A 20732-nucleotide genomic window follows, 5' to 3' on the forward strand; every position below is an offset into this window, starting at 1 on the left:
GCCTCTGTGCGCGTCAATGCCTCATCGCGCCGCTATCATAACATCATGGAGCACGGCAACTTCAGTTCTCTTTTTTGCTTAACACCAGCACCCAGTCCGTCCCGGTATCAGGAGGATCGATACTGAGGAAAAAGGTCTCCGAGATATCGCTGCTAACCCGGTTCATCACCCCGTAGCGGGGATCGAACCAGCTGATGGTAAAGCCACTGTCGGCAAAATCCCGCACATCGACCACCACGTTTTGTTGCTCGGGGATGTAAACCGCAATCCAGCCCCGCTGGCTATCACGCATGGCGCGACAGTGCTTGTGGTCGGTGGGGTTGGCGTTCAGCAGCAAGGCTTGATCCGGCTCACGTTGCCACCAGCGCGGCAGGGATTCGATAAACCGGCGCAGAGTGCCAATATTGAACGCCCCAGGGTAATTGAGCACCTCGAACCAGTAAGGGATGGTATCCCCCTGATAGGTACTGGCAGCACTTTCCGGGATGGCGACAGCGTCATCTTCCGGGCGGCGCATCTGCCACAGGCTGTAGCAACCATAGGTAATGCCCGCCCCACCGGCAAACACGGACCAGTAGCTGGTGCGACGCACTTCGCGGTCGGTAAAGCGGCTGGCATCCTGCGAACGTTTGAACTGGTGCTGGCACATCACCGGGTGGGCTTCGTAGCATGGCTCGCTGTCGAGTACCGGCTTTTGCTGGCGCTGATAATCCATCTCAATGGGCCGCCATGACGGATAAGCCTGGCCCATATGCCCGGTTTGCCAGACCACAAAATCGTGCCACGGACGATCGCCTGTCATATCCAGCGTGCTGCGCCCCCCCTGGCTGTGAACGGTGATTGGCGCATCTCCGCTGCTGCCCGACCGCAGACCGCTTGCCATCTCCTCCAGCAGCTGGCGTTGGTCATCACCGGCTATCGCCCTGTCGCCGCCAATCATCCAGATAATGCCGGTGCCTTCCAGTTTATCGCTCAGATAACGGCAGAAGGTTGCGACGTTATGTCGATTAAACAGCGGGGCTTTATCCTGCCCCCAGCTGTTATTGACGCTCCAGTGCGAACCCCACATCGGCACCAGCGCCAGGGTGATGCCGAGCTGGTTAGCCAACACCGTGACGGCGCGCAGATGGTCGAAGTAGGCCTCATTGGGCTTAAGCGTTGTCAGGTCGCTAAACGGCAGATGCCCGCCTTCATAGGTTGGGGTGTGCAGCCCGTCCAGCTCGCATACCGCCACCGCCTGCACCACGTTAAACCCTTTTTCCGCACGATTACGTAAATAGCGCTCCGCCTCCGGGAGGGTTAATTTATGGAACAGTTCCCATGCGGTGCATGCCGTCCAGAAAAAAGGCTGGCTGTCACCGTCATAAAAGCTTCGTCCCTCAATGTGCAGCTTTTTCATAACCCACTCCTGATGTTGAATGTTCACTGTCCTGAATAAAGGTCTGGCACGCCTTTTCATCGAGTTTGTAGCGAGAGAATAATGCGGCGGCCATAAACATGCAGACCGCGGGCAGCCAGGCATAAAGCAGCATAAACGCGGATAATTGATTTTCAGAGGCGCTGCTCATGGTGTCGGGGTTATAGCCAAACCAGGCCAGCACATAACCAATAATCGCGCCGCCAATCGCCATCCCGGCCTTGGTGGCAAATAACATCCCGCCGCCAATCATGCCGTTAATACGTACCCCGAAACGGTGGAAACCGTAATCGGCAACGTCGGCAACCGTGGCCCAGATAATCACCGCGATAAGTTCTACGGCCAGCGTCGCCAGCACAAACAGCAGCGCATGGAACCAGATAGCGCTAACCGGCGTCAGGCCGATGGCGAGGGTGATCATACCGCCGACGATCTGGCTCCCCACCAGCAGCGGGATCCGTTTAACCCAGCCCTTTTTCAGAAAATAACCGGTTAATAAAGGGGCGAGGATCCCGGCAATTGAACCGGCGGTAAGCAAGAGACTTAAAAATGAGGTCGGCATACTCAGCACATATTTAACGAAATAGGCTGCCGCACCAAATTTGAGGGTATTCATCACCATCACCACGGTTTGCGCGGCAAAGACAATCATCGCCTGGTCATTTTTAAAGACATATTTCACCTGCTGCTTCAGGCTCAGCACGTCGTTATTATCGGGCAGCACGCGCTCGGTGGTATTGAAATAGCAGATAAGCACCAAAACGGTAGACAAAATACCGATGCCGCACATCACCACGCGATAGCCCACCACATCGTTATCGAACAGCGCAATTAAGGCAGGCACCAACAGGGAGCAAATTAAATAAGAGACTTTGGCCAGCGGGAAACGAATGGCATTAATCTGGATACGCTCTTCGCTGTCGGCGGAAATCGCCCCCAGCAGCGAGACATACGGCACCACCACCAGGCTGAAGCTCAACACCAGAATAATGTAGGTGATGTAGGCGTACAGCGTGCGGCCGGTTTCACCCAGTTCCGGCGAGAAGAAGACGGCCGCGCAGCTCAGGCCATAGGGAATGGCAAACCACAGCAGCCAGGGGCGGTAGCGGCCCAGGCGTGAACGGGTGCGATCCGAGAGCGAACCAATGATCGGGTCGCTGATGGCATCAATCAGCCGCGTAATCAGAAACAAGGTTCCCATTGCTGCGGGGCTGAGTTTAAACACGTCGGTATAGTAAATGGACAAGAACATCATCGTCATGCCCATAAAGATATTGGCCGAGGTATCTCCCAGGCCGTAGCACACTTTCTCTCGAAAACTGACAGGGGTTATGGCGGCGTTTTTCATTTTTTTTCACCTTCCGATTGTGGACTGTAGGGGACAGCGACCCAACATTAGTAAACACAGGAAACAAAGTGAAGGTCATTAAGTTTCATTTGTGAACTTAGTCAATATTAATTTAATGCCCGAGGGTTCGGGCATTTTTTAAAATAAGATAATTCAACAGGATAGACTTTATGCTTTGAGCAGGTCACGTGCTGTCGGGTAATCAGTGATCAAGACATCGATATATTTTCCCTCCAGCGCACCGAGGATCGCATTCCGCTTTTCTGCTCCACCCGCGAGAGCAATCACCTGCGGACAGGCGCGGATCTGCGCCAGTTCCATGCCGATCACCGGGTCCTCTTCTGGCGTGAGTACCGGCTCGCCTTTGGCGTCGTAATAGTGCAGGCAGATGTCACCCACCGCCCCGCGCTCGGCCAGCAGCGTGAGCATATCTTCGTTGTAGTAGTTACCGGAGTTTTTCAGCAACTGAGAGGGCTCCAGCTCGCCGATACCGACAATCGCCACGTCCACTTCGGCAAATTTGCCAACCACATCCGCCACGTCCGGACTGCTGACCAGCCGGGCACGCTCTTCTACCGAGTGTTCAATGCTCTGGGACGGCAGCAGCCCCGCCGGGCAGCCAAGGTGCGCCGCCAGCTGCTGCGTCAGGATCGTGGCCTGCACGTTACCGTTCGGCCCCACCCCGCCCAGCAGCTGGATCACCCCGGCCGCGCGAATATTTTGCGGATGCATCTCATCCACCATGCAGCGGATGGTGCTACTCCAGGAGGAGATGCCGACCAGGTCTTCCGGGCGCAGACGGGTTTCAACATAGTGCGCCGCCGCGCTGCCGATGGCGTGCTTAATCTGTGCCCCGGTCGGGTCTTCGCCCACGTCCACCACAATCGCCTGACGAATGCCGTACTGCTCTTCCAGTGCCTTTTCCAGCGAGACAAAAATGTTGGTCGGTTGGACGACGGTAATTTTGACCAGCCCCTCTTTCTGGCAGCGCGTTAACGCCCGCGACACAAAGGACTGGGAGAGATGCAGCAGCGAGGCAATCTCGGACTGCTTTTTGTTCTCGCTGTAGTAAAGTGTCGCGATCTTGACCAGTAATCGCTGTTCATCCTGCTTAGACATAACGTTCCCCTCAATCGGCTGTCGTTATTTTTATTCATCCCTGAATATTTAACAAGCAAGGGCGATCGCGATCGGCCAGCCAAATGTGATCCTTTTCTCCTTTCTTCGAAATTTGCCTGCTCAAACCGTAGACAAACCCCGGAGCAAGGCATATCTTACATATCATGAATAATAAATCAGCATTGAATATATATTCAAAGCGGTCATAAGATCCCTGCTGTAGCACCGGTTACGGTGTTTCAGATCCTGCAAAGGGGGATTGCCTTACCCGGCTGGAATAATTATTCACAACAGATTATAAATTCAGGAGGTATGTTATGAATCCGTTCTCGCTCTCTATCGCGGAGCTTGAAACCCGAGCGCGCTCGATTCGTCGCCGGATCATCGTGCTGAATGCCGAAAGCCCGGCAGGCGGCCATACTGGCGCCGATCTCTCGCAGGTCGAACTGCTTACCGCGCTCTACTTCCGCATTCTGAACTGCTCTCCTCAGCTGAAGGACAGCGACGAACGCGACATCTACATTCAGTCGAAAGGCCATGCGGTTGGCGGGTACTACTGTGTGCTGGCCGAGGCCGGGTTTATCCCCGTCGAATGGTTATCCACCTATCAGCATGCCGACTCGCACCTGCCCGGCCATCCGGTGAAGCATAAAACACCAGGTATCGAGCTGAATACCGGCGCGCTGGGCCACGGCCTGCCGGTGGCGGTGGGGATAGCACTGGCGGCGAAGCGCAGCAACAGTAAGCGCCGGGTGTTTGTGGTGACCGGTGATGGCGAACTGGCAGAAGGCAGCAACTGGGAAGCCGCGCTGGTGGCCGCCCACTATCAGCTGGATAACCTGTTCATCATCAACGACAAAAACAACCTGCAGCTGGCGGGCTCAACCAAAGAGATCCTCAATACCGACCCGCTGGACGAGAAATGGAAAGCGTTCGGGCTGGAAGTGACCGCCTGCAACGGTAACGACATGGCCGACGTGGTTGCCACCCTGGAAGGCTTGCAGCCTGGCGGTAAACCCCACGTGGTGATCGCCCATACCACCAAAGGCGCCGGGATCTCGTTTATTCAGGGGCGTCCTGAATGGCACCACCGCGTGCCAAAAGGCGAAGAAATTGAACTGGCGCTGGAGGAACTGAAAGATGAGTAAAAGCGAACATCTCGCTACGGTGATGGTTGATGCCTTTATTGATGCCGTCGATCGCGGCGTGGACCTGGTGCCGGTGGTGGCGGATTCGACCTCCACGGCTAAAATTTCTCCGTTTATGCAGCGCTTCCCTGGCCGGTTAGTGAACGTCGGGATTGCCGAGCAGACGCTGGTCGGTGCCGCCGCCGGGCTGGCAATTGGCGGTAAAATTGCCGTCACCTGCAACGCCGCACCGTTTTTGATCTCGCGCGCCAACGAGCAGATCAAGGTCGACATTTGCTACAACAACACCAACGTTAAGCTGTTTGGCCTGAACGCGGGCGCCAGCTACGGCCCACTCGCCAGTACCCACCACAGCATCGACGATATCGCCATCATGCGCGGCTTTGGCAACATCGAGATTTATGCGCCGTCGAGCCCAAACGAGTGCCGCCAGATTATTGACTACGCCCTCGACCACGTTGGCCCGGTCTATATCCGTCTTGACGGTAAAGCCCTGCCGGAACTGCATGACGAAACCTACCGCTTTGCGCCAGGCAAGATTGATGTCCTGCGTGCAGGCCATGACGTGGCGCTGGTGGCAATGGGCTCCACCGTACATGAAATAGTGGAAGCCGCCGCACAACTCGCGCAAGAAGGTATTGACGCTACTGTTATCAACGTTCCATCTATTCGTCCCTGTGATACCCAACAGCTGCTGGCGGCGATTGCGCCCTGTAAGGCGGTGGTTAGCGTCGAGGAGCACAACGTCAACGGCGGTGTCGGCAGCCTGGTGGCTGAAGTGCTGGCCGAGGCCGGGTGCGCCATCCCGCTGAAACGTCTGGGGATTATGGATGGACAATACGCGATTGCTGCCGACAGAGCATCAACGCGGGCACGCCACGAAATTGATGTCGCCGGGGTGGTGAAACACGCCCGGGAAATGCTGGCGCGACGAGCTTCCTGAAAATAAAAACAACATCTTACTGGAGAGAAAAGCAATGTCCCGAATTCCTCAACAACTCACCATGGGCGTAGTTATCGGCAACCGCGGGTTTTTCCCAAGCTATCTGGTCGCAGAAGCGCGCGAGCAGGCGATTGCCCTGTTTGCCCGCCTGGGTATCAACACCATTATGCTCGACCCGAGCCAGACTGAGCTCGGCGGGGTTGAAACCCGTCAGGATGCCAAAACCTGCGCCGAACTGTTTCGCGCCCATCGCGACCGCATCCATGGCGTGGTGGTCCTGCTGCCTAACTTTGGAGATGAAAAAGCAATCGCTGAAACCCTGCGTCTCTCGGGCCTGAACGTACCGGTGCTGGTGCAGGCACAAGAAGATAACCTTGATAAAATGGGGCTGGCCACCCGCCGCGACAGCTTCTGCGGCAAGATCTCCCTGTGCAACAACCTGCGCCAGTACGGTATCCCCTTTACCCTGACCACCCAGCACGTCTGCGCCCTCACCGGCGACGTGTTTGAACAGGATTTACGTCGCTTCGAGCAGGTTTGTCGCGTGGTGACGAGCATGCGCGGCGTGCGCGTGGGTGCCATCGGCGCACGTCCTGCGGGCTTCAATACCGTGCGCTACAGCGAGAAATTACTGGAACGCCTCGGCATTGCCGTTGAAACCCTCGATCTGTCCGAAGTCTTTACCCGCATTAAAACGCTGCGCGATGACGATATCCGCGTGGACGAAAAACGCCGCATCCTGATCGATAACGCCGACGCCAGCGGCATTCCGGCTGACAAGCTGGTCACCATGGCGAAGCTGTTTGTGGTCATCAGTGAATGGGTGGTCGCCAATGATATCGACACCACGGCCATCCAGTGCTGGACGTCGCTGCAGGAGAACCTGGGGATTAACGTCTGCTCGATCATGAGCGTGATGTCCGGCCAGCTGATGCCAAGCGCCTGTGAAGTGGATGTGATGGGCGCGCTGTCGATGTTCGCACTGGCGAGCAGCAATATGAATCCGGCCTCCATCGCCGACTGGAACAATAACTTCGGCGACGATCGCGACAAGTGCGTGCTGTTCCACTGCGGTAACTTCGCTGCCTCAAGCCTTGAATCCCCGCATATGGGCACCGCCGATATCATCGGTACCACCGTCGGGAAAGAGAACACCTGCGGCGCCGTTCACGGTCGCCTGAAGAGCGGCCCGCTGACCTACTTCCGCCTGAGCACCGACGATCTTACTGGCGAGATCAAAGCCTACGTAGGCCAGGGCCAGTCGGTGGACGATCCGCTGGACACGGTCGGCTGCCGGGCGGTGATTCAGGTGCCACATCTGGAAAACCTGCTGAACTGGATCTGTCGCAACGGCTTTGAGCACCACGTGGCGATGAACCACTCGGCCAGCGCTGAGATCCTGCACGAGGCGTTTACCCGCTACCTCGGCGTCTCAACCTATCTCCACCACTAAAGGCAGGAGGCCGCTATGTCGGTGAGTAAGGACATCATCATCGCCCTCGATGAGGGCACCACCAATGCGAAAGCGGTGGCGCTGGACGCGAAGGGCCACGTGGTGGCCAGCTTCTCGCGGGCGCTGGCGATTCAGACCCCGCATGAAGGCTGGGTTGAACAATCTGCCCAACTGCTGGTTGAAGCCTCTCTTGAGGTCGTGGCCCGCGCCATTGCCACTGTTGGCGTGGACCGCGTTGCCGCGCTGGCGATCAGTAATCAGCGTGAAACCGTGGTGGGCTGGTACCGGGCAACGGGTAAACCGATTGCCCCGGCGCTTAGCTGGCAGTGCTCGCGCACGGCGGCCTTTTGCCATCAGCTGCGCGAAAACGGCAATGGCCCGCACATTAAAGCGGTAACCGGTCTGCCCGTCGCCCCGCTGTTCTCGGCGTCGAAAATGCGCTGGCTGCTGGATAACACCCCCAGCGGTGCAGAGCTGGCCGCAACGGGGGAGATCTGCCTTGGCACCGTCGACAGCTGGCTGCTGTGGCAGTTTACGCAGGGTGAGGCCTTCTACTGTGACTATGCCAACGCGGCCCGCACGCAACTGATGAGCCTGCACACCGCCGACTGGGATCCGGAAATGCTGGCTTTGTTTGGCATTCCGCGCGCGGCGCTGCCGACCATCAAACCCTCCAGCGGCCTGTTTGGCTACACCCGTGGCTGCCCGTCGATCCCCGACGGACTGCCGGTAATGGCGATGATTGGTGACTCTCACGCCGCGCTGTTTGCCCACGGTCTGGGTGCCGAAGGGTGCGTCAAAGCGACCTACGGCACTGGCTCGTCGGTGATGGCGCCGGTTGCCTCTGCCCGCTGCGACGTGAGTGCCCTGGCGACCACCGTGGCCTGGCATGACGGTGAGACGCTGGTGTACGGCCTGGAAGGTAACATTCCGCATACCGGTGATGCCGTGGCATGGATGGCGGACAGCACCGGGCTCAGCGAGCTATCGCAGGCAGAGCTGGCCCATGAGCTGAACACCCTCCCCCGTTCGGTAGACTCGACGCTGGGGGTCTATTTTGTGCCGGCCCTTACCGGACTTGGTGCCCCCTGGTGGGATGAGAATGCGCGCGGCATGATCCACGGCCTGAGCCGGGGCGTGAAGCGGGCGCACCTGATCCGCGCGGCGCTGGAGTCCATCACCTACCAGATTGCCGATGTGATACAGGCCATGCGCGTACATCCGGGCTTTACCCTCAATGCTCTGATGGTCGACGGCGGACCGACGAAAAATGACTGGCTGATGCAGTATCAGGCCGACCTGCTTGGTTGCCCGGTGATGCGCAGCGACGTCGCAGAACTGTCGGCGATGGGGGCTGCCCTGCTGGCACGTAAGGCGCTGTTTAACCTGACCACCTCGCAGCTGCGCCAGTATCTGCCGGAACATGTCACCTTCAGCCCGGATATGGCGCGTCATGCCCGCCTACAAACCCGCTGGCAAGCCTGGCAGGAGACGGTTGCCCTGTTGCGGAAGTAAAAAAAACCGTCTGGCGTATCACCCGCAGCGCGGTTCAATCAGTGAGTACGGACGGATTCTCTCCCCACAGGGGGACATTTGTTGCTCAATGGGTTGGCAAAGAAACTGCCAGCTGGAACGAGGAGCATCACTTGTCTCTCTGTCGCCTTTCCTTCATCAATCACACCATTACCAGTCACTGACTTTTACCAGAATGCAAAAACAAGCACACTCTACCAATTAACTAACCAAAGTCTGTTTGTAACCCTTTATTTCACCCGCAACATGATTAAATATTAAAAATCAGTCGGTTAAAAAATATTTTATTATTTCAATTAAAAGTCATTTCAACAGTCATAAATTAGTCATACAATTGCCGCAATAAAGCAGTTTAAAAATAACCCAATCTCAGGCACATGATGATGACTAACAAAGTGACTATACAGACAGTTCTGGCCAACACCACTCAACAATCCGAGGGTTTGTGGTCTATTTTTTCACCGAAATACAAGCGTGTTATCAGCAATATCATAAAACTGACTAACGGCAAGTACAGAACTACGCATGACATGCTGGAACATAAATCCTTTATGTCTTCTATCTCCAGTCTACTGCCCTTGTTCAAAACCCCCGCAAGCGTATCTCCCTTTAAACAGGCAATCATGACTGTCACAGCCGCCTTGATACTGTCACCGATGATGGTTGCGCATGCTCAGGACCTGTCTCAGGCTCAGGAGCATTTCTCACATGCAAACCGGATAGCAGGTTCCATCACCCTTGAGAACATTCGGGATAACGTACAATCCCAGGGCTCAACCAATGGGGTAAACAGTGTTGCACAGAACATGTCAAACGAGCGCAATCAGGCCCATAATGACCTGAAATCAGCGCAAGATGCGCAGACTGTCGCGGACGTACAGGCTGAAAAAGCCGCTAAGGATGCAGTTGCCAGACAAGCCGCTAAAGATGCTGCTGATAGTGCTCAGGTCATGCGTGAGAACCAGGCGTACAGCTCAAACCTTAAAAACATGCACACCACACAGGACCACCTTGATGTTGGTGCGCCGGGTATTACCAAAGAATCTAACCCCACAGGGCATCCAACAGGCCAGATCAGCCCGATGGACCCCAAAGGCTGGACTATGCAACCGGCTGTGACTAAAGAGTCTAATCCTCTGGGTCACCCAACAGGCCAACAGCCAACGGTGGGCGGTTATACTCAGGTACAATCTGCAGCCACTCACGCCAGCACCGGTGTGGCATCTAATTTGACAGCACAGGGCGCAGTTCAGTCGAATGCCGTGCAGACCCAGAGCGTGACCAGCACGCAGGTTCAGTCCGGCTCGGCTTCCAGCGGTACCACCCCGGCAAGTGTCAGCACCGCTCAGGCCCAGGCTCAACCTCAGACAACCGGAACCGTCACGCAGACTCAGGTTAATGCCCCGCAGCAGAATACAAGCACCCCGGCGGAGAGCTTATCTGCTCAGGGCGCAGTTCAGTCAAATGCTGTGCAGACCCAGAGCGTGACCAGCGCGCAGGTTCAGTCCGGCACGGCTTCCAACGGCACCAACCCGGCAAGCATTAGTACGGCTCAGGCTCAACCTCAGACGACCGGAACCGTCACGCAGATGCAGGTTAATGCGCGACAGCAGCGTACGAGCACCCCGGCAGAGAGCTTATCTGCTCAGGGCGCAGTTCAGTCGAATGATGTGCAGACCCAGAGCGTAACTACCGCGCAGGTACAGTCCGGTACGGCTTCCAACGGTACCACCCCGGTAAGCATCAGCACGGCTCAGGCTCAACCTGAGACGATCGGAACCGTCACCCAGACGCAAGTGAATGTCCCGCAGCAAGTTGGCAGCACCACCACTGCAGACATCTCTGCTCAGGGCGCTGTAGAGTCTGATGCTCCGCAGACCAGTGACATCTCCACCGTTCAGATTCAGTCCGGCGCGGCCACCAGCGGCACTACCCCGGTAAGCATCAGCACAGCTCAGGCTCAGGCTCAACCTGAGACGATCGGAACCGTCACCCAGACGCAAGTGAATGTCCCGCAGCAAGTTGACAGCACCACCACTGCAGACATCTCTGCTCAGCCTGATCAGCAACAACCCGTGCAGACAGCAGGCGTCGTAACTACTCTGCAGAACATCGCAGCCGCTAAACCTGGTACAGTGACAGCCGTCGCTGACATTGACGCGAGTAACGTATCCGCCTCTGTCAACAGCACCATCAATGTCGCAGTGACCAGCATGAAACCCTCCCAGCCGGTAACTGCAACTGTTAATGGTGTATCCATGACGACCACTGCCGGGGAACTGGCGAAGATGCAGCCTCTGGCTCAGGTCTCTGTGCCGATGTCCAGTGTGTTTGTCGGTGTCGTGCGAAATGGCAACAATCACGATCGTAACCCTTCAGCGGGTGAACATGGCACGGGTAACGGCGCAAACAACGCCGCTAACTCGAACTCTGCTCATGGGCTGGGTGGCGGGAACCATATTGGCGGCGGCTCTGCTGAGTCTGGTTCACGCAGTATCGGTCACTGGTAAGCATTAATTGTAACGTTACCGCCTGATTGACCCGTTCATCAGCGGTAATCACAACATGTTCAGATTCGTTTTAATGCAGGTCGGATCTGAACATGTTTTCAACGCGGATTCAGGCAGTCAACATACTGTCAATTACACAGGGAGAGGTTTAGCTGTCAACATTGTGTTACATGGGGGGAAATAGTGTCACCTTATCAAGGTTAAGTCTCAGCCCGAATTAATGACTTATTTAAGTGATTGATGATAGGCTGTTGACACACAACACAATGAGACCCACCTATAATGACCCACTTCTTCTTTGAGCATTCACAGCTTGATCCTGGCGTTAAAGATGTGAACGATCTCAACCACGTGCTGCGCAAACCTGACGAAAACAATGCGTTTGTCATCTCTTCGCAGGTGGCTACATTTGTCACCAATGCGATGATTTTTGATGGCCCTAAACTGGTCTTTGCCGACTGCTGCTTTGCCCTGAATGATGCGGCAGAGTTTGTCGAGTTCGATGCTGATGGCAACGCTATTCGCTACAGTGAACCCGTACCTGACTGGTATCAAACCCCGGGTGAATTTGTCTCGGGTGAGTGGCTTAAAACACATGGCTTAGATGACATGACCGCCGCCGAATTCATAAAAGAGATCAAAGAGGGCTTTCCTGACCTTGAACAACGCCGCCAGCATGTCGGACTGATGTTTGATCTCCGACTGGAAACCTTAAATCCGGTGTACGCTGCTCGACACCAGGTAACAAAACCGGGCAATACAAACCGTGTATCTACCGCGCCAAAAGTATCAGATATAGGTTCTTTTGAAATCTTCGCCCAGATGGTTACCAGACTTCGCGAGGTGGTCACGGAGTCGAAAAGATTGCCAACGATGCTTGATCTCTGCGGTACTAACAATATTGCCCGTACCGATGTCAGGCTTAAGGCAAGTGTGCGAACCTGGTTTAAGGGGATAACCGGGGAACTCCCACCCAACAATACCAGACAGGCGGTGATTGATAAGCTCATCGAGGCTGGCAGCCCTGAAAAAGCAGCCCTGAAAGTGCAGCTATTCTGCGCGCCGATACGTGACAGGCTCCAGGAAATTGACGCCTTCGGGCTTGAACTTTGGTATAAAGCCCTCTCTGAAGCCATTGCTCAGGCCGGCGATCAAAATGTCTCGGATTTCAGTTTCAGAATCTAAATCCTTAAGGCATCAAGCTAACTCAACGGTCATGCAGCAGGTCGGGATATCGTTTTTATCTGTCATATCATACGCAGATAGAGGCAAATTCCCCCCGATGCACCCGTTGAGCATTACCTGTATTTGAGATAAGTAGAAGTCATTGACGGTATTTTAATCGTCTGTATCTGATATTAGGTTTTTCTAAATCAGTACATCAATTAATCGACGCATAGGTTATGGATTTACCCAGGGGAGGATATATTTATTCAAAAACCTATAGCTACAGATAACCCCCTAAACGCAACAGCATATTTATTACACTGTTTGATAAAGATATATTAAAGCTGATAGCAATAGATTTAATAATACCCCTCAAATTAGTAAGTCTAATATCGCAGGTTCGACGCCTTTACCGGCACCCATTCAAACCGTTGAGGTTGCCATCAAGCGTCACGCCTTCTAAGGGGCCAGCGACACTCTCATGCGTAACTGGACGAACAACCCTCCCACGTCACGGCCGCTTCCGGATTTGACCCATTATCCACTGCCACTTTCTGGTTCTGACCCATTATTCACTGACTTATCCAATGGCCCGCCGATAATATTTTTTCCTCACTCTGCGGATATTTGAGTTAAGTGAACTTATCTTCTTAATTAACCATAAATTACAGCTTTTATTACACGATTAGACATCTTGACACAGATGTTGCCGATCGGTAATTATTACGTAAAGCAATAAGGTTTATCTTATTTCTTGTTCGTTATTCCGGCCGTGCCATTTATCAACTCATTGTTATGTCGGGATATCCTGAGAAAAATCATGATCGGCGGGTCTTTTAATCTTTCTTTAATAAAGGTCTCTTCAGTCAATGGGGTTTCTTCCAGGTCGATACGGTTGCCACATCCTTCCTGCAATCATACTTTCTTTACCCTTTGTCATTTCTGTGGCGATGGCTCAGGCGAGGGCACCTTCGTCCCCCTCGCAGCATATTTCTGACGACACCTCGCCGGGCGGTTTGTTTGCCGCACTGCGGAGCACAATGCTCCATCACCCCAGTCTGGCCAGTCAGCAGGCGCTTGTGCGTTCCAAAGAGGCCAACGCCGACAGCGCCCGCGCGGCACGTTTGCCCACGCTTGGGGCCAGCGCGGGGACGGGGCAAATTTCGGGTTACAATGATTCCAGTTCGACCACGCTAAGCGTATCGCAACCGTTATGGGCGTTTGGGCGTATCGACAGTGCCATTGACTACGCCGACACTGACACGGTTGCTCAGCAAGCCACGGCCTGGGCTGCGCGTCGTGAATTGCTGGAAGAGACCGCAGTGGCCTACGCGAATGTGCAGGGTGTACGCGAGCGTCTTACCGTTGCTGAAGCGAACGTTAACAACCATCAGGCGTTGCAGGAACAGATCCAGCGCCGTGCGCAGGGGGGACTGGCTTCTTCGGCTGATGTCAGCCTGGCGAAGGCCCGATTGTTGCAGGCACGTTCCTCGTTCGAACAGGCAAAATCGGACCTGCTAACCGCCGAATCCACGCTGTTATCCTTGACTCAGGAGCCGATCGCAAGCGATCTGCCGGTGCCTGGCAGCATCCTCAAACTGCCTGCCGCTCAGTCTATCCAGGAACAAATCCTTGCGCAGAGTGCGAGCGTGCGAGCACGCGAAGCGGGGGTCACGCTGGCCGAAACGGATGTGGAACGTCAGCGTACCTCATCGCTGCCGACCGTCTCCCTGCAAGCCTCTCGCAACGACTACTCGGGTATCCCCAACCAGAGAAATGACAATACGATCAATGTTGTTGTGACCGGCACGATGGAAGGTCTGGGACTGGTGAACCGCGGCCTGCAGAACGCGGCACTGGAGCGGGTGGAGTCCGCACGACAGGATCTGGCCCAACAACGCCACAGCGAAGAGATTGAGACACGCCAGTTGCTCGATCGGCGTGATGCTAACCAGACGCTGATAGCCGGTTATGAGCAGTCTGTCATCGAACTCAGCGACACGCTGGCATCGTTCCGTCGCCAGTACGAATCGGGCTATAAGAGCTGGCTGGATGTCCTCAACGCCGTGCGTGAATTAACCGAACAACAACAAGCGCTGGTATCGGCACGCTCGGCATGGCGGGCCGACTCTCTGCGCCTGGCCGCACGCACGGGCCGTATGGACGATACCACTGGCGCCCTGCCCACGGGCACACAATTAGCTAACACGTCTGCGAGCCATCCCTGATGATACCTGTTCCTCTCTCTGAATTACTGGCCCTGCTGGACAAGCTACACGCCCCGGTGAATAAAGCGGCATTAACGCAGGCGTATGCGCGTGCGCAGACCGTTCCTCCGCTGACAGATCGCCCACAGGATCAGGTGCGCGGTTTACTGTCGGACGCGGGGATGAAAGATGTCCGGCTGGCGTTGCTTCCCTGGCGGCGATTTGATCCCCGCCATCTCCCGGCACTGATGTGGCACGAACAGGCATGGTGGCTGGCCGAACGTCACATTGAGGGCGGGAATACCGATACCCTTACGCTGACCCGTGAAGGTGCCGAATCCCGAACGCTGGCGCCAGACGACATTGTGACCGGTGCGCCGGGTACGGCTGCGGGTGACGAAACGGCGGTACTCTGGTTCAGCCTTGCTTCACATGTACAGTCAGAGAACCTCTCTGATAGCGAAAACCCGGCCATGCGCCTGGTCTGGCGGGAACTGTTGCGCGACCGCAGCTGGGTATTCCGGGTCGTAGCCGCCACGCTGCTGGTGAACATCCTGGCGATTCCCACATCGCTCTTCGCGATGCAGGTCTACGATCGCGTGGTTCCCACCCTGGCCTGGGCAACACTGACCACTCTGGTGGTGGGGATGGTGCTGGTTGTGGGGCTGGACTGGCTACTTAAAACACTGCGTGCCCGCATCATGGACAGCGTTGCCAGCAGTGTGGATAAACGCCTTTCCCAGCATGTCTATGAACACCTGCTGCACCTGCAACTCGACCAGCAGCCCGGCAGTCTTGGCACGCTGGCCGCACAGGTGGGGGCCCTGGATTCGGTACGCCAGGTTGTCTCTGCCGGTCTGGTCTTCGGTATCGTGGATCTGCCGTTTGCCTTTCTGTTTATCGGGCTTATTGGTTTGATCGGTGGGCCCGTTGGCTGGGTTTACCTCGGAATGCTTCCTGTCGCGCTGGCGCTTGGCCTGTATACCCGACTGCGCTTACGCCGCCTCACGCGCCAACAGATGCTTCGCAGCAACGAGCGTCTGGGCCTGTTAGTGGACAGTATTCGCGGCGCCGAGACGCTGCGTGCCAGTCATGCTGGCTGGCGCTTTGCACAAGACTGGCAGACGCTCAGTAATTCCATTGCGGGCTACAGCATTCAGCAAAAATCGCTTACCCAGTTCTGTACTAACACCACCGGCAGTCTGTCGACGCTGGCGTATGTTATGGGGATTGTGGTGGGAGTCTGGGGCGTCGAGGCCGGATATTTGACCACCGGGGGCATGGTCGCGTGCAGTATTCTGGGTGGTCGTGTCATCGGGCCGGTGAGTCAGGGCGTTCAGTACCTGATGCAGTGGCAGCAGGTCAGAGAAGCGCTGGATATGGTGAACAACCTGCTGCGCAAACCTACGGAGCGCCGCCCCGGACAGACCCTGTTGTTACCCGATCGCCTGCCACAACATATTGGTGTGGAAAAGCTGCGCTTCGCCTTTCCGCAGTCTCCGGTACAACAACTCAATATTCCCGCACTCCACTTTCACGCCGGTGAACGCGTTCTGCTGTTAGGGCCCGTTGGCGGCGGCAAATCGACGTTGCTGAAGATCCTGGCCGGGCTGTATCGCCCCGGTGAGGGCCGCGTACGTCTGGGAGATGCCGATTTGTGGGAGATTGATCCCCAGTTGGTCAGCGCTCAGGTTGGCTATCTGCCACAAGCGGTGCAGCTCTTCAAAGGTACGCTGCGCAGCAATCTTATGCTGGCGGGTGCCGTCAGCGACACCACGCTGACGGAGGTCACCCGCGATCTGGCGCTGGATCAGGTGGCTGCCGGTAATCCGCTGGGAATGGATATGGCTATCAGTGAAGGTGGCTCGGGTCTTTCTGGCGGTCAGCGCCAGCTGGTCGGCCTGGCACGTGTGCTGATGTCTCGTCCACGTATCTGGCTTCTGGATGAACCGACGGCCTCGCTTGATGGCGAAGCTGAGACCCGGGTCTGGAAAGCCTTGCAAGCCAGGCTGCAGCCAGAAGATATCCTCATCGTCGCCACTCACCGTCCGATGGCTGCCGTTAATTTTGCCACCCGCGTACTGGTCGTGCAGGAAGGTACCGTCGTACGCGATGGTGCGCCAGACAAGGTGATGCCAGGACTGATGGCCCGCGCCACGGCCTCCCGGCCCACCGTTGAGGTAATGAACGTAAAAACACGTATGCCAGCAGCATCAAATTCAGCAGGAGTCCTTAATGGCCGTTGAACTGTTTGACGACGAGGTCGCTGACGCCGCGCGCGTGCATCGACTTGAAAACTACCACCGTAGCCGAATCTCCGCCGGGCTTATCTGGAGCATCGTTGCACTGGTGCTGGGTTTTGTCATATGGGCTATGTATTTTCACATTGATGAAGTCGCCCGGGCACACGGTGAAGTTATCGCCAGCAGTCGGGTGCAGATCATCCAGACCGTGGACGGGGGCGTACTTTCCGAGCTGCATGTCAAAGAGGGTGACCATGTTAAGGCGGGGCAGATTCTGGCTCGCCTCGATCCCACCCGCGTTGAGGCAGCGGCGGGTGAAGTGGACGCGCGGATCGTCGGTCTCAGGGCACGTATTGCCCGACTTCGCGCAGAATCAACGGGACAGTCAACTCCCCGCTTCCCTTCCGATCCCGGCCCGGCATTGCGCGAGCAGGCAGACATTGAACGCGCACTGTTTCTGCAACGCCGTCAGAGCCTGCAGGAAGATATCACCGCGCTGCAAACTGCGGTGAATTTAGCCAATCAGAAGCTCAACCTGGTGAACGGGCTTGAACGCTCAGGCGATGTTAGCACCAGCGAGCGGCTTAACGCGCAGCGCGATCTCAATGATGCCCGTGCCCGCCTGCTGGGTCGGCGCAATAAGTTTTTAGATGACTCGCGAGCCGATCTCACCAAGGCAGAAGATGAACTGAGCCAGACACTGCAGCAGATGGCCGGTCGTCGCCAGCAGGTGCACGATACGGTCTTTACGGCCATGGGGCCTGGGATAGTCAAAAACGTCCGCGTCACCACCCTGGGCGGGGTATTACGTGCCGGGGATGAGATCATGCAGATCGTCCCGTCAGATGATGCCCTCATCATTGAAGCTAAGGTTCTGCCTGCTGATATCGCCCGCGTGCAGGTTGGACTGCCGGCCACCGTCCGCCTTGATCCCTTCGATTACACCATTTATGGCGCACTGCAGGGTGAAGTGATTTATGTGTCGGCCGACACCCTCAAGGAAAACACACAACGTGGCGAGGAGATCTACTACCGCGTCCATGTTCGCTTGAAAAACCATGCAGAAGGCCAGTCAGACCGTCAGGAAGACGGACAGTTTGTGCGCAGTACGACGGGTCGCCAGCTGGACATCCTGCCGGGCATGACATCTCAGCTCGACATCCGTACCGGCGATCGCACGCTGATGGACTTTTTACTTAAACCTTTGCGTAAAACACTTAGTGAATCATTCCAGGAGCGATGACACCGCAGGTTGTCGTTGCACCCGATTTTCCTGTTCGCCCCAATTGGACATAACACACAATGCAATCCGAGGCCCAGATGAAGCCAAGCCAATATACGCTCAGTACCGGTAAAACTCGTATCTCCCTGCAGGCCGGGCAGACCAACATTCACAAGGCTGCACCGGGTGAAACTTACCGGGTGCTCAAGCGCAAGGGCGAAAAAGACCAGGAAAATCTGGCTGATGACGTCGTGGCTTCGCGTCACGGGCAAGATCTGCACCTGGATTATGCCGACGGCACCACGCTGACCCTGCAGGACTGGTTTACGCAAAGCGATACCAGCGTAACCCTGCCTGCTGATGGCACCTCTACCCAACTGATGACGCCCGCCAGCACCGAAGGGGCGGCGTTGGCCGACGGCAGCCATGTTTTCTATGCGCACGGTTCGCCGGACGCGCTGGCCAGCATGACCTCAGGCCATCCGGGGCTGGAGAGTATCTTATCCGGCCTGCAGAATAGCTCGGTCGTGTCTGGCCATCCGGTCACCTACCTGCCTCAATCGCATTCTTACACGGGCTACCTCGCCGGAGTGGTTGGACTGGGGGGCGTGGTCGGGGTTGCCGTAGCGAGTGGCGGTGGTGGCGGTGGCAATGGCGACAAGCACGACAACGGTGGAGGAGAAGCCACGGTACAGAACAACGTCGAGCTTAATTTTGTCGGCGGCCCGGCGCTCAGCGGTAACGATTTAAACGTGGAGATTTATCAGGCCGATGGCAAAACGCTGATTGGCACGGGGACGCTGGGGCCAAACGGCTCGGTAACCGTGTCTGCGGGCAGTTACAGCGGCGTGGTCATTGTTAAGCTCGTCAACAGCGGCAGTGCGGCGGACTACCTGGACGAAGCGACTGGCGCGGGCAAAGACCTCTCTGCTCAGCTCTGGAGCATGGGTGTTATCTCCGGGGACAACAGTACCCTCGTTCTCAATATTAACGTATTGACCACCCTCGCCTATACCAAGGCCCAGCAAGCCATCGGCGGCACGCCTGACAGTCCAGCCACCCTGAGCGCGACGCAGGTGGCCGACACCTCCGCCGCCGTCAGCAGCCTGTTTGGCGTGGATGACATTCTGAACACCACGGTCGTCGCTACCAACGGCGGCAGTTATGACGCGACCGATGGCTTGAGTGCCGGTGAAAAATATGGTCTCCTGCTGGCGGCATTCTCCGGCGCAGAAGCCAACGCCGGTGCGTCCACCCAGACCATCCTTGACACCATCACTGCCGGAACCACACTCGGCAGCGGTAGCAGTCTGTCCGATGGGGTGCAGTCGTTGCTGATTAAAGGCGCAGCGGCCGCCACTGACACGTCCGGCGGCCTCAGCCTCATTATTGACACCCATGCGCCTGTCTTCACCAGCGCCACGACCGCCAGCGTAGATGAAAACATCGGGGCAGGCCAGGTGGTCTGGACTGCTGTCGCCACCGACCCCAGCCAATTTAGCTACAGCCTGGGCAGCACCGGTGATAGTGCGCTGTTCAGCATCAATGCCTCCACCGGTGCGGTCACGCTGACCGGCAACCCGGATTATGAGAGCAAAGCCAGCTACAGCTTCACCGTTGTCGCCACCGATGCGGCTGGCAACGCCAGCAGCCAGACGGTCACCCTGGATATCAACAACCTCGATGAGGTTGCCCCGACCATCACCAGCGGCGCGACGGCCACGGCGATCGACGAAAACAGCGGTGCGGGTCAGGTGATTTACACCGCCACGGCGACCGACACCGGCGATATCAGCGCAGGCGTCACCTTCTCGCTGAAAGCGGGCAGCGACGCGGGCCTGACTATCGACCCTGTCACCGGGGCGGTCACGCTGACCGGCAACCCGGATTTTGAGAGCAAAGCCAGCTACAGCTTCACCGTTGTGGCCACCGATGCGGCGGGTAACGCCAGCAATCAGGCGGTCACCCTGGGGATCAACAACCTCGATGATGCCGCCCCGACGATCACCAGCGGCACAACCGCCACGGCGATTGAAGAAAACAGCGGTGCGGGTCAGGTGATCTACACCGCCACGGCGACCGACAGCGCCGATATCAGCGGGGGCGTCACCTTCTCGCTGAAAGCGGGCAGCGACGCGGGCCTGACCATCAACCCGACCACCGGGGCGGTCACCCTGACCGGCAACCCGGACTTTGAGAGCAAAGCCAGCTACAGCTTTACCGTTGTCGCCACCGATGCGGCGGGTAACGCCAGCAGTCAGACAGTTACGCTCGGGATCAACAACCTCGATGAGGTTGCCCCGACCATCACCAGCGGCGCGACGGCCACGGCGATTAACGAAAACAGCGGTGCGGGTCAGGTGATCTACACCGCCACGGCAACCGACACCGGCGATATCAGCCATGGCGTCACCTTCTCACT

General features: G+C 56.7%; 13 protein-coding genes. 10 read left to right on the forward strand and 3 right to left on the reverse strand.

The window, feature by feature from the left end:
* Positions 1-61: 61 nt before the first annotated feature.
* The 3 genes from ACRDD5_RS16920 to ACRDD5_RS16930 all read right to left on the reverse strand — a co-directional run bounded on the left by ACRDD5_RS16920 (position 62) and on the right by ACRDD5_RS16930 (position 3884).
* Positions 62-1399, reverse strand: coding sequence for an apiosidase-like domain-containing protein (locus ACRDD5_RS16920; RefSeq protein WP_438677424.1), 1338 nt, complete (start codon positions 1397-1399; stop codon positions 62-64).
* Entirely contained in the window at positions 1380-2765 is a 1386-nt protein-coding gene (locus ACRDD5_RS16925; protein ID WP_438677425.1) for an MFS transporter, read from the reverse strand. The genes ACRDD5_RS16920 and ACRDD5_RS16925 overlap by 20 nt, the downstream gene beginning before the upstream one ends.
* Positions 2766-2933: 168 nt before the next feature.
* Positions 2934-3884: a sugar-binding transcriptional regulator gene (locus ACRDD5_RS16930; RefSeq protein ID WP_438677426.1), complete on the reverse strand. Its 951-nt coding sequence runs from the start codon at positions 3882-3884 to the stop codon at positions 2934-2936.
* 317 nt (positions 3885-4201) lie between these two features.
* Between ACRDD5_RS16930 and ACRDD5_RS16935 the strand changes: the two genes are divergently transcribed.
* From ACRDD5_RS16935 to ACRDD5_RS16980, 10 genes are all read left to right on the forward strand, one after another.
* Positions 4202-5032, forward strand: coding sequence for a transketolase (locus tag ACRDD5_RS16935; RefSeq protein ID WP_271283476.1), 831 nt, complete (start codon positions 4202-4204; stop codon positions 5030-5032).
* Positions 5025-5975, forward strand: coding sequence for a transketolase family protein (locus ACRDD5_RS16940; protein ID WP_271283475.1), 951 nt, complete (start codon positions 5025-5027; stop codon positions 5973-5975). The genes ACRDD5_RS16935 and ACRDD5_RS16940 overlap by 8 nt, the downstream gene beginning before the upstream one ends.
* Positions 5976-6009: 34 nt before the next feature.
* Positions 6010-7428, forward strand: coding sequence for an L-fucose/L-arabinose isomerase family protein (locus ACRDD5_RS16945; protein ID WP_438677427.1), 1419 nt, complete (start codon positions 6010-6012; stop codon positions 7426-7428).
* Positions 7429-7443: 15 nt separating this feature from the next.
* Positions 7444-8943, forward strand: a complete 1500-nt coding sequence (locus tag ACRDD5_RS16950) for an FGGY family carbohydrate kinase (RefSeq protein ID WP_438677428.1) — start codon at positions 7444-7446, stop codon at positions 8941-8943.
* A 641-nt stretch (positions 8944-9584) separates the two neighbouring features.
* On the forward strand, positions 9585-11471 hold the full coding sequence (locus ACRDD5_RS16955) for a hypothetical protein (protein ID WP_438677429.1): 1887 nt from the start codon (positions 9585-9587) through the stop codon (positions 11469-11471).
* 282 nt (positions 11472-11753) lie between these two features.
* On the forward strand, positions 11754-12656 hold the full coding sequence (locus tag ACRDD5_RS16960) for a hypothetical protein (protein ID WP_438677430.1): 903 nt from the start codon (positions 11754-11756) through the stop codon (positions 12654-12656).
* Between the two features lie 1022 nt (positions 12657-13678).
* Positions 13679-14866: a TolC family protein gene (locus ACRDD5_RS16965; RefSeq protein ID WP_438677431.1), complete on the forward strand. Its 1188-nt coding sequence runs from the start codon at positions 13679-13681 to the stop codon at positions 14864-14866.
* The gene (locus tag ACRDD5_RS16970; RefSeq protein WP_271283459.1) at positions 14866-17091 is read left to right on the forward strand and encodes an ATP-binding cassette domain-containing protein; all 2226 of its coding nucleotides are present in this window, start codon (positions 14866-14868) and stop codon (positions 17089-17091) included. The genes ACRDD5_RS16965 and ACRDD5_RS16970 overlap by 1 nt, the downstream gene beginning before the upstream one ends.
* The gene (locus ACRDD5_RS16975; protein ID WP_271283458.1) at positions 17081-18331 is read left to right on the forward strand and encodes an HlyD family efflux transporter periplasmic adaptor subunit; all 1251 of its coding nucleotides are present in this window, start codon (positions 17081-17083) and stop codon (positions 18329-18331) included. The genes ACRDD5_RS16970 and ACRDD5_RS16975 overlap by 11 nt, the downstream gene beginning before the upstream one ends.
* A gap of 77 nt (positions 18332-18408) precedes the next feature.
* On the forward strand, positions 18409-20732 hold a 2324-nt coding region (locus ACRDD5_RS16980; protein ID WP_438677432.1), incomplete at its 3' end, for a cadherin domain-containing protein.

This window comes from Silvania sp., from assembly GCF_051656365.1.
Taxonomy (GTDB): domain Bacteria; phylum Pseudomonadota; class Gammaproteobacteria; order Enterobacterales; family Enterobacteriaceae; genus Enterobacter; species Enterobacter hatchlandensis.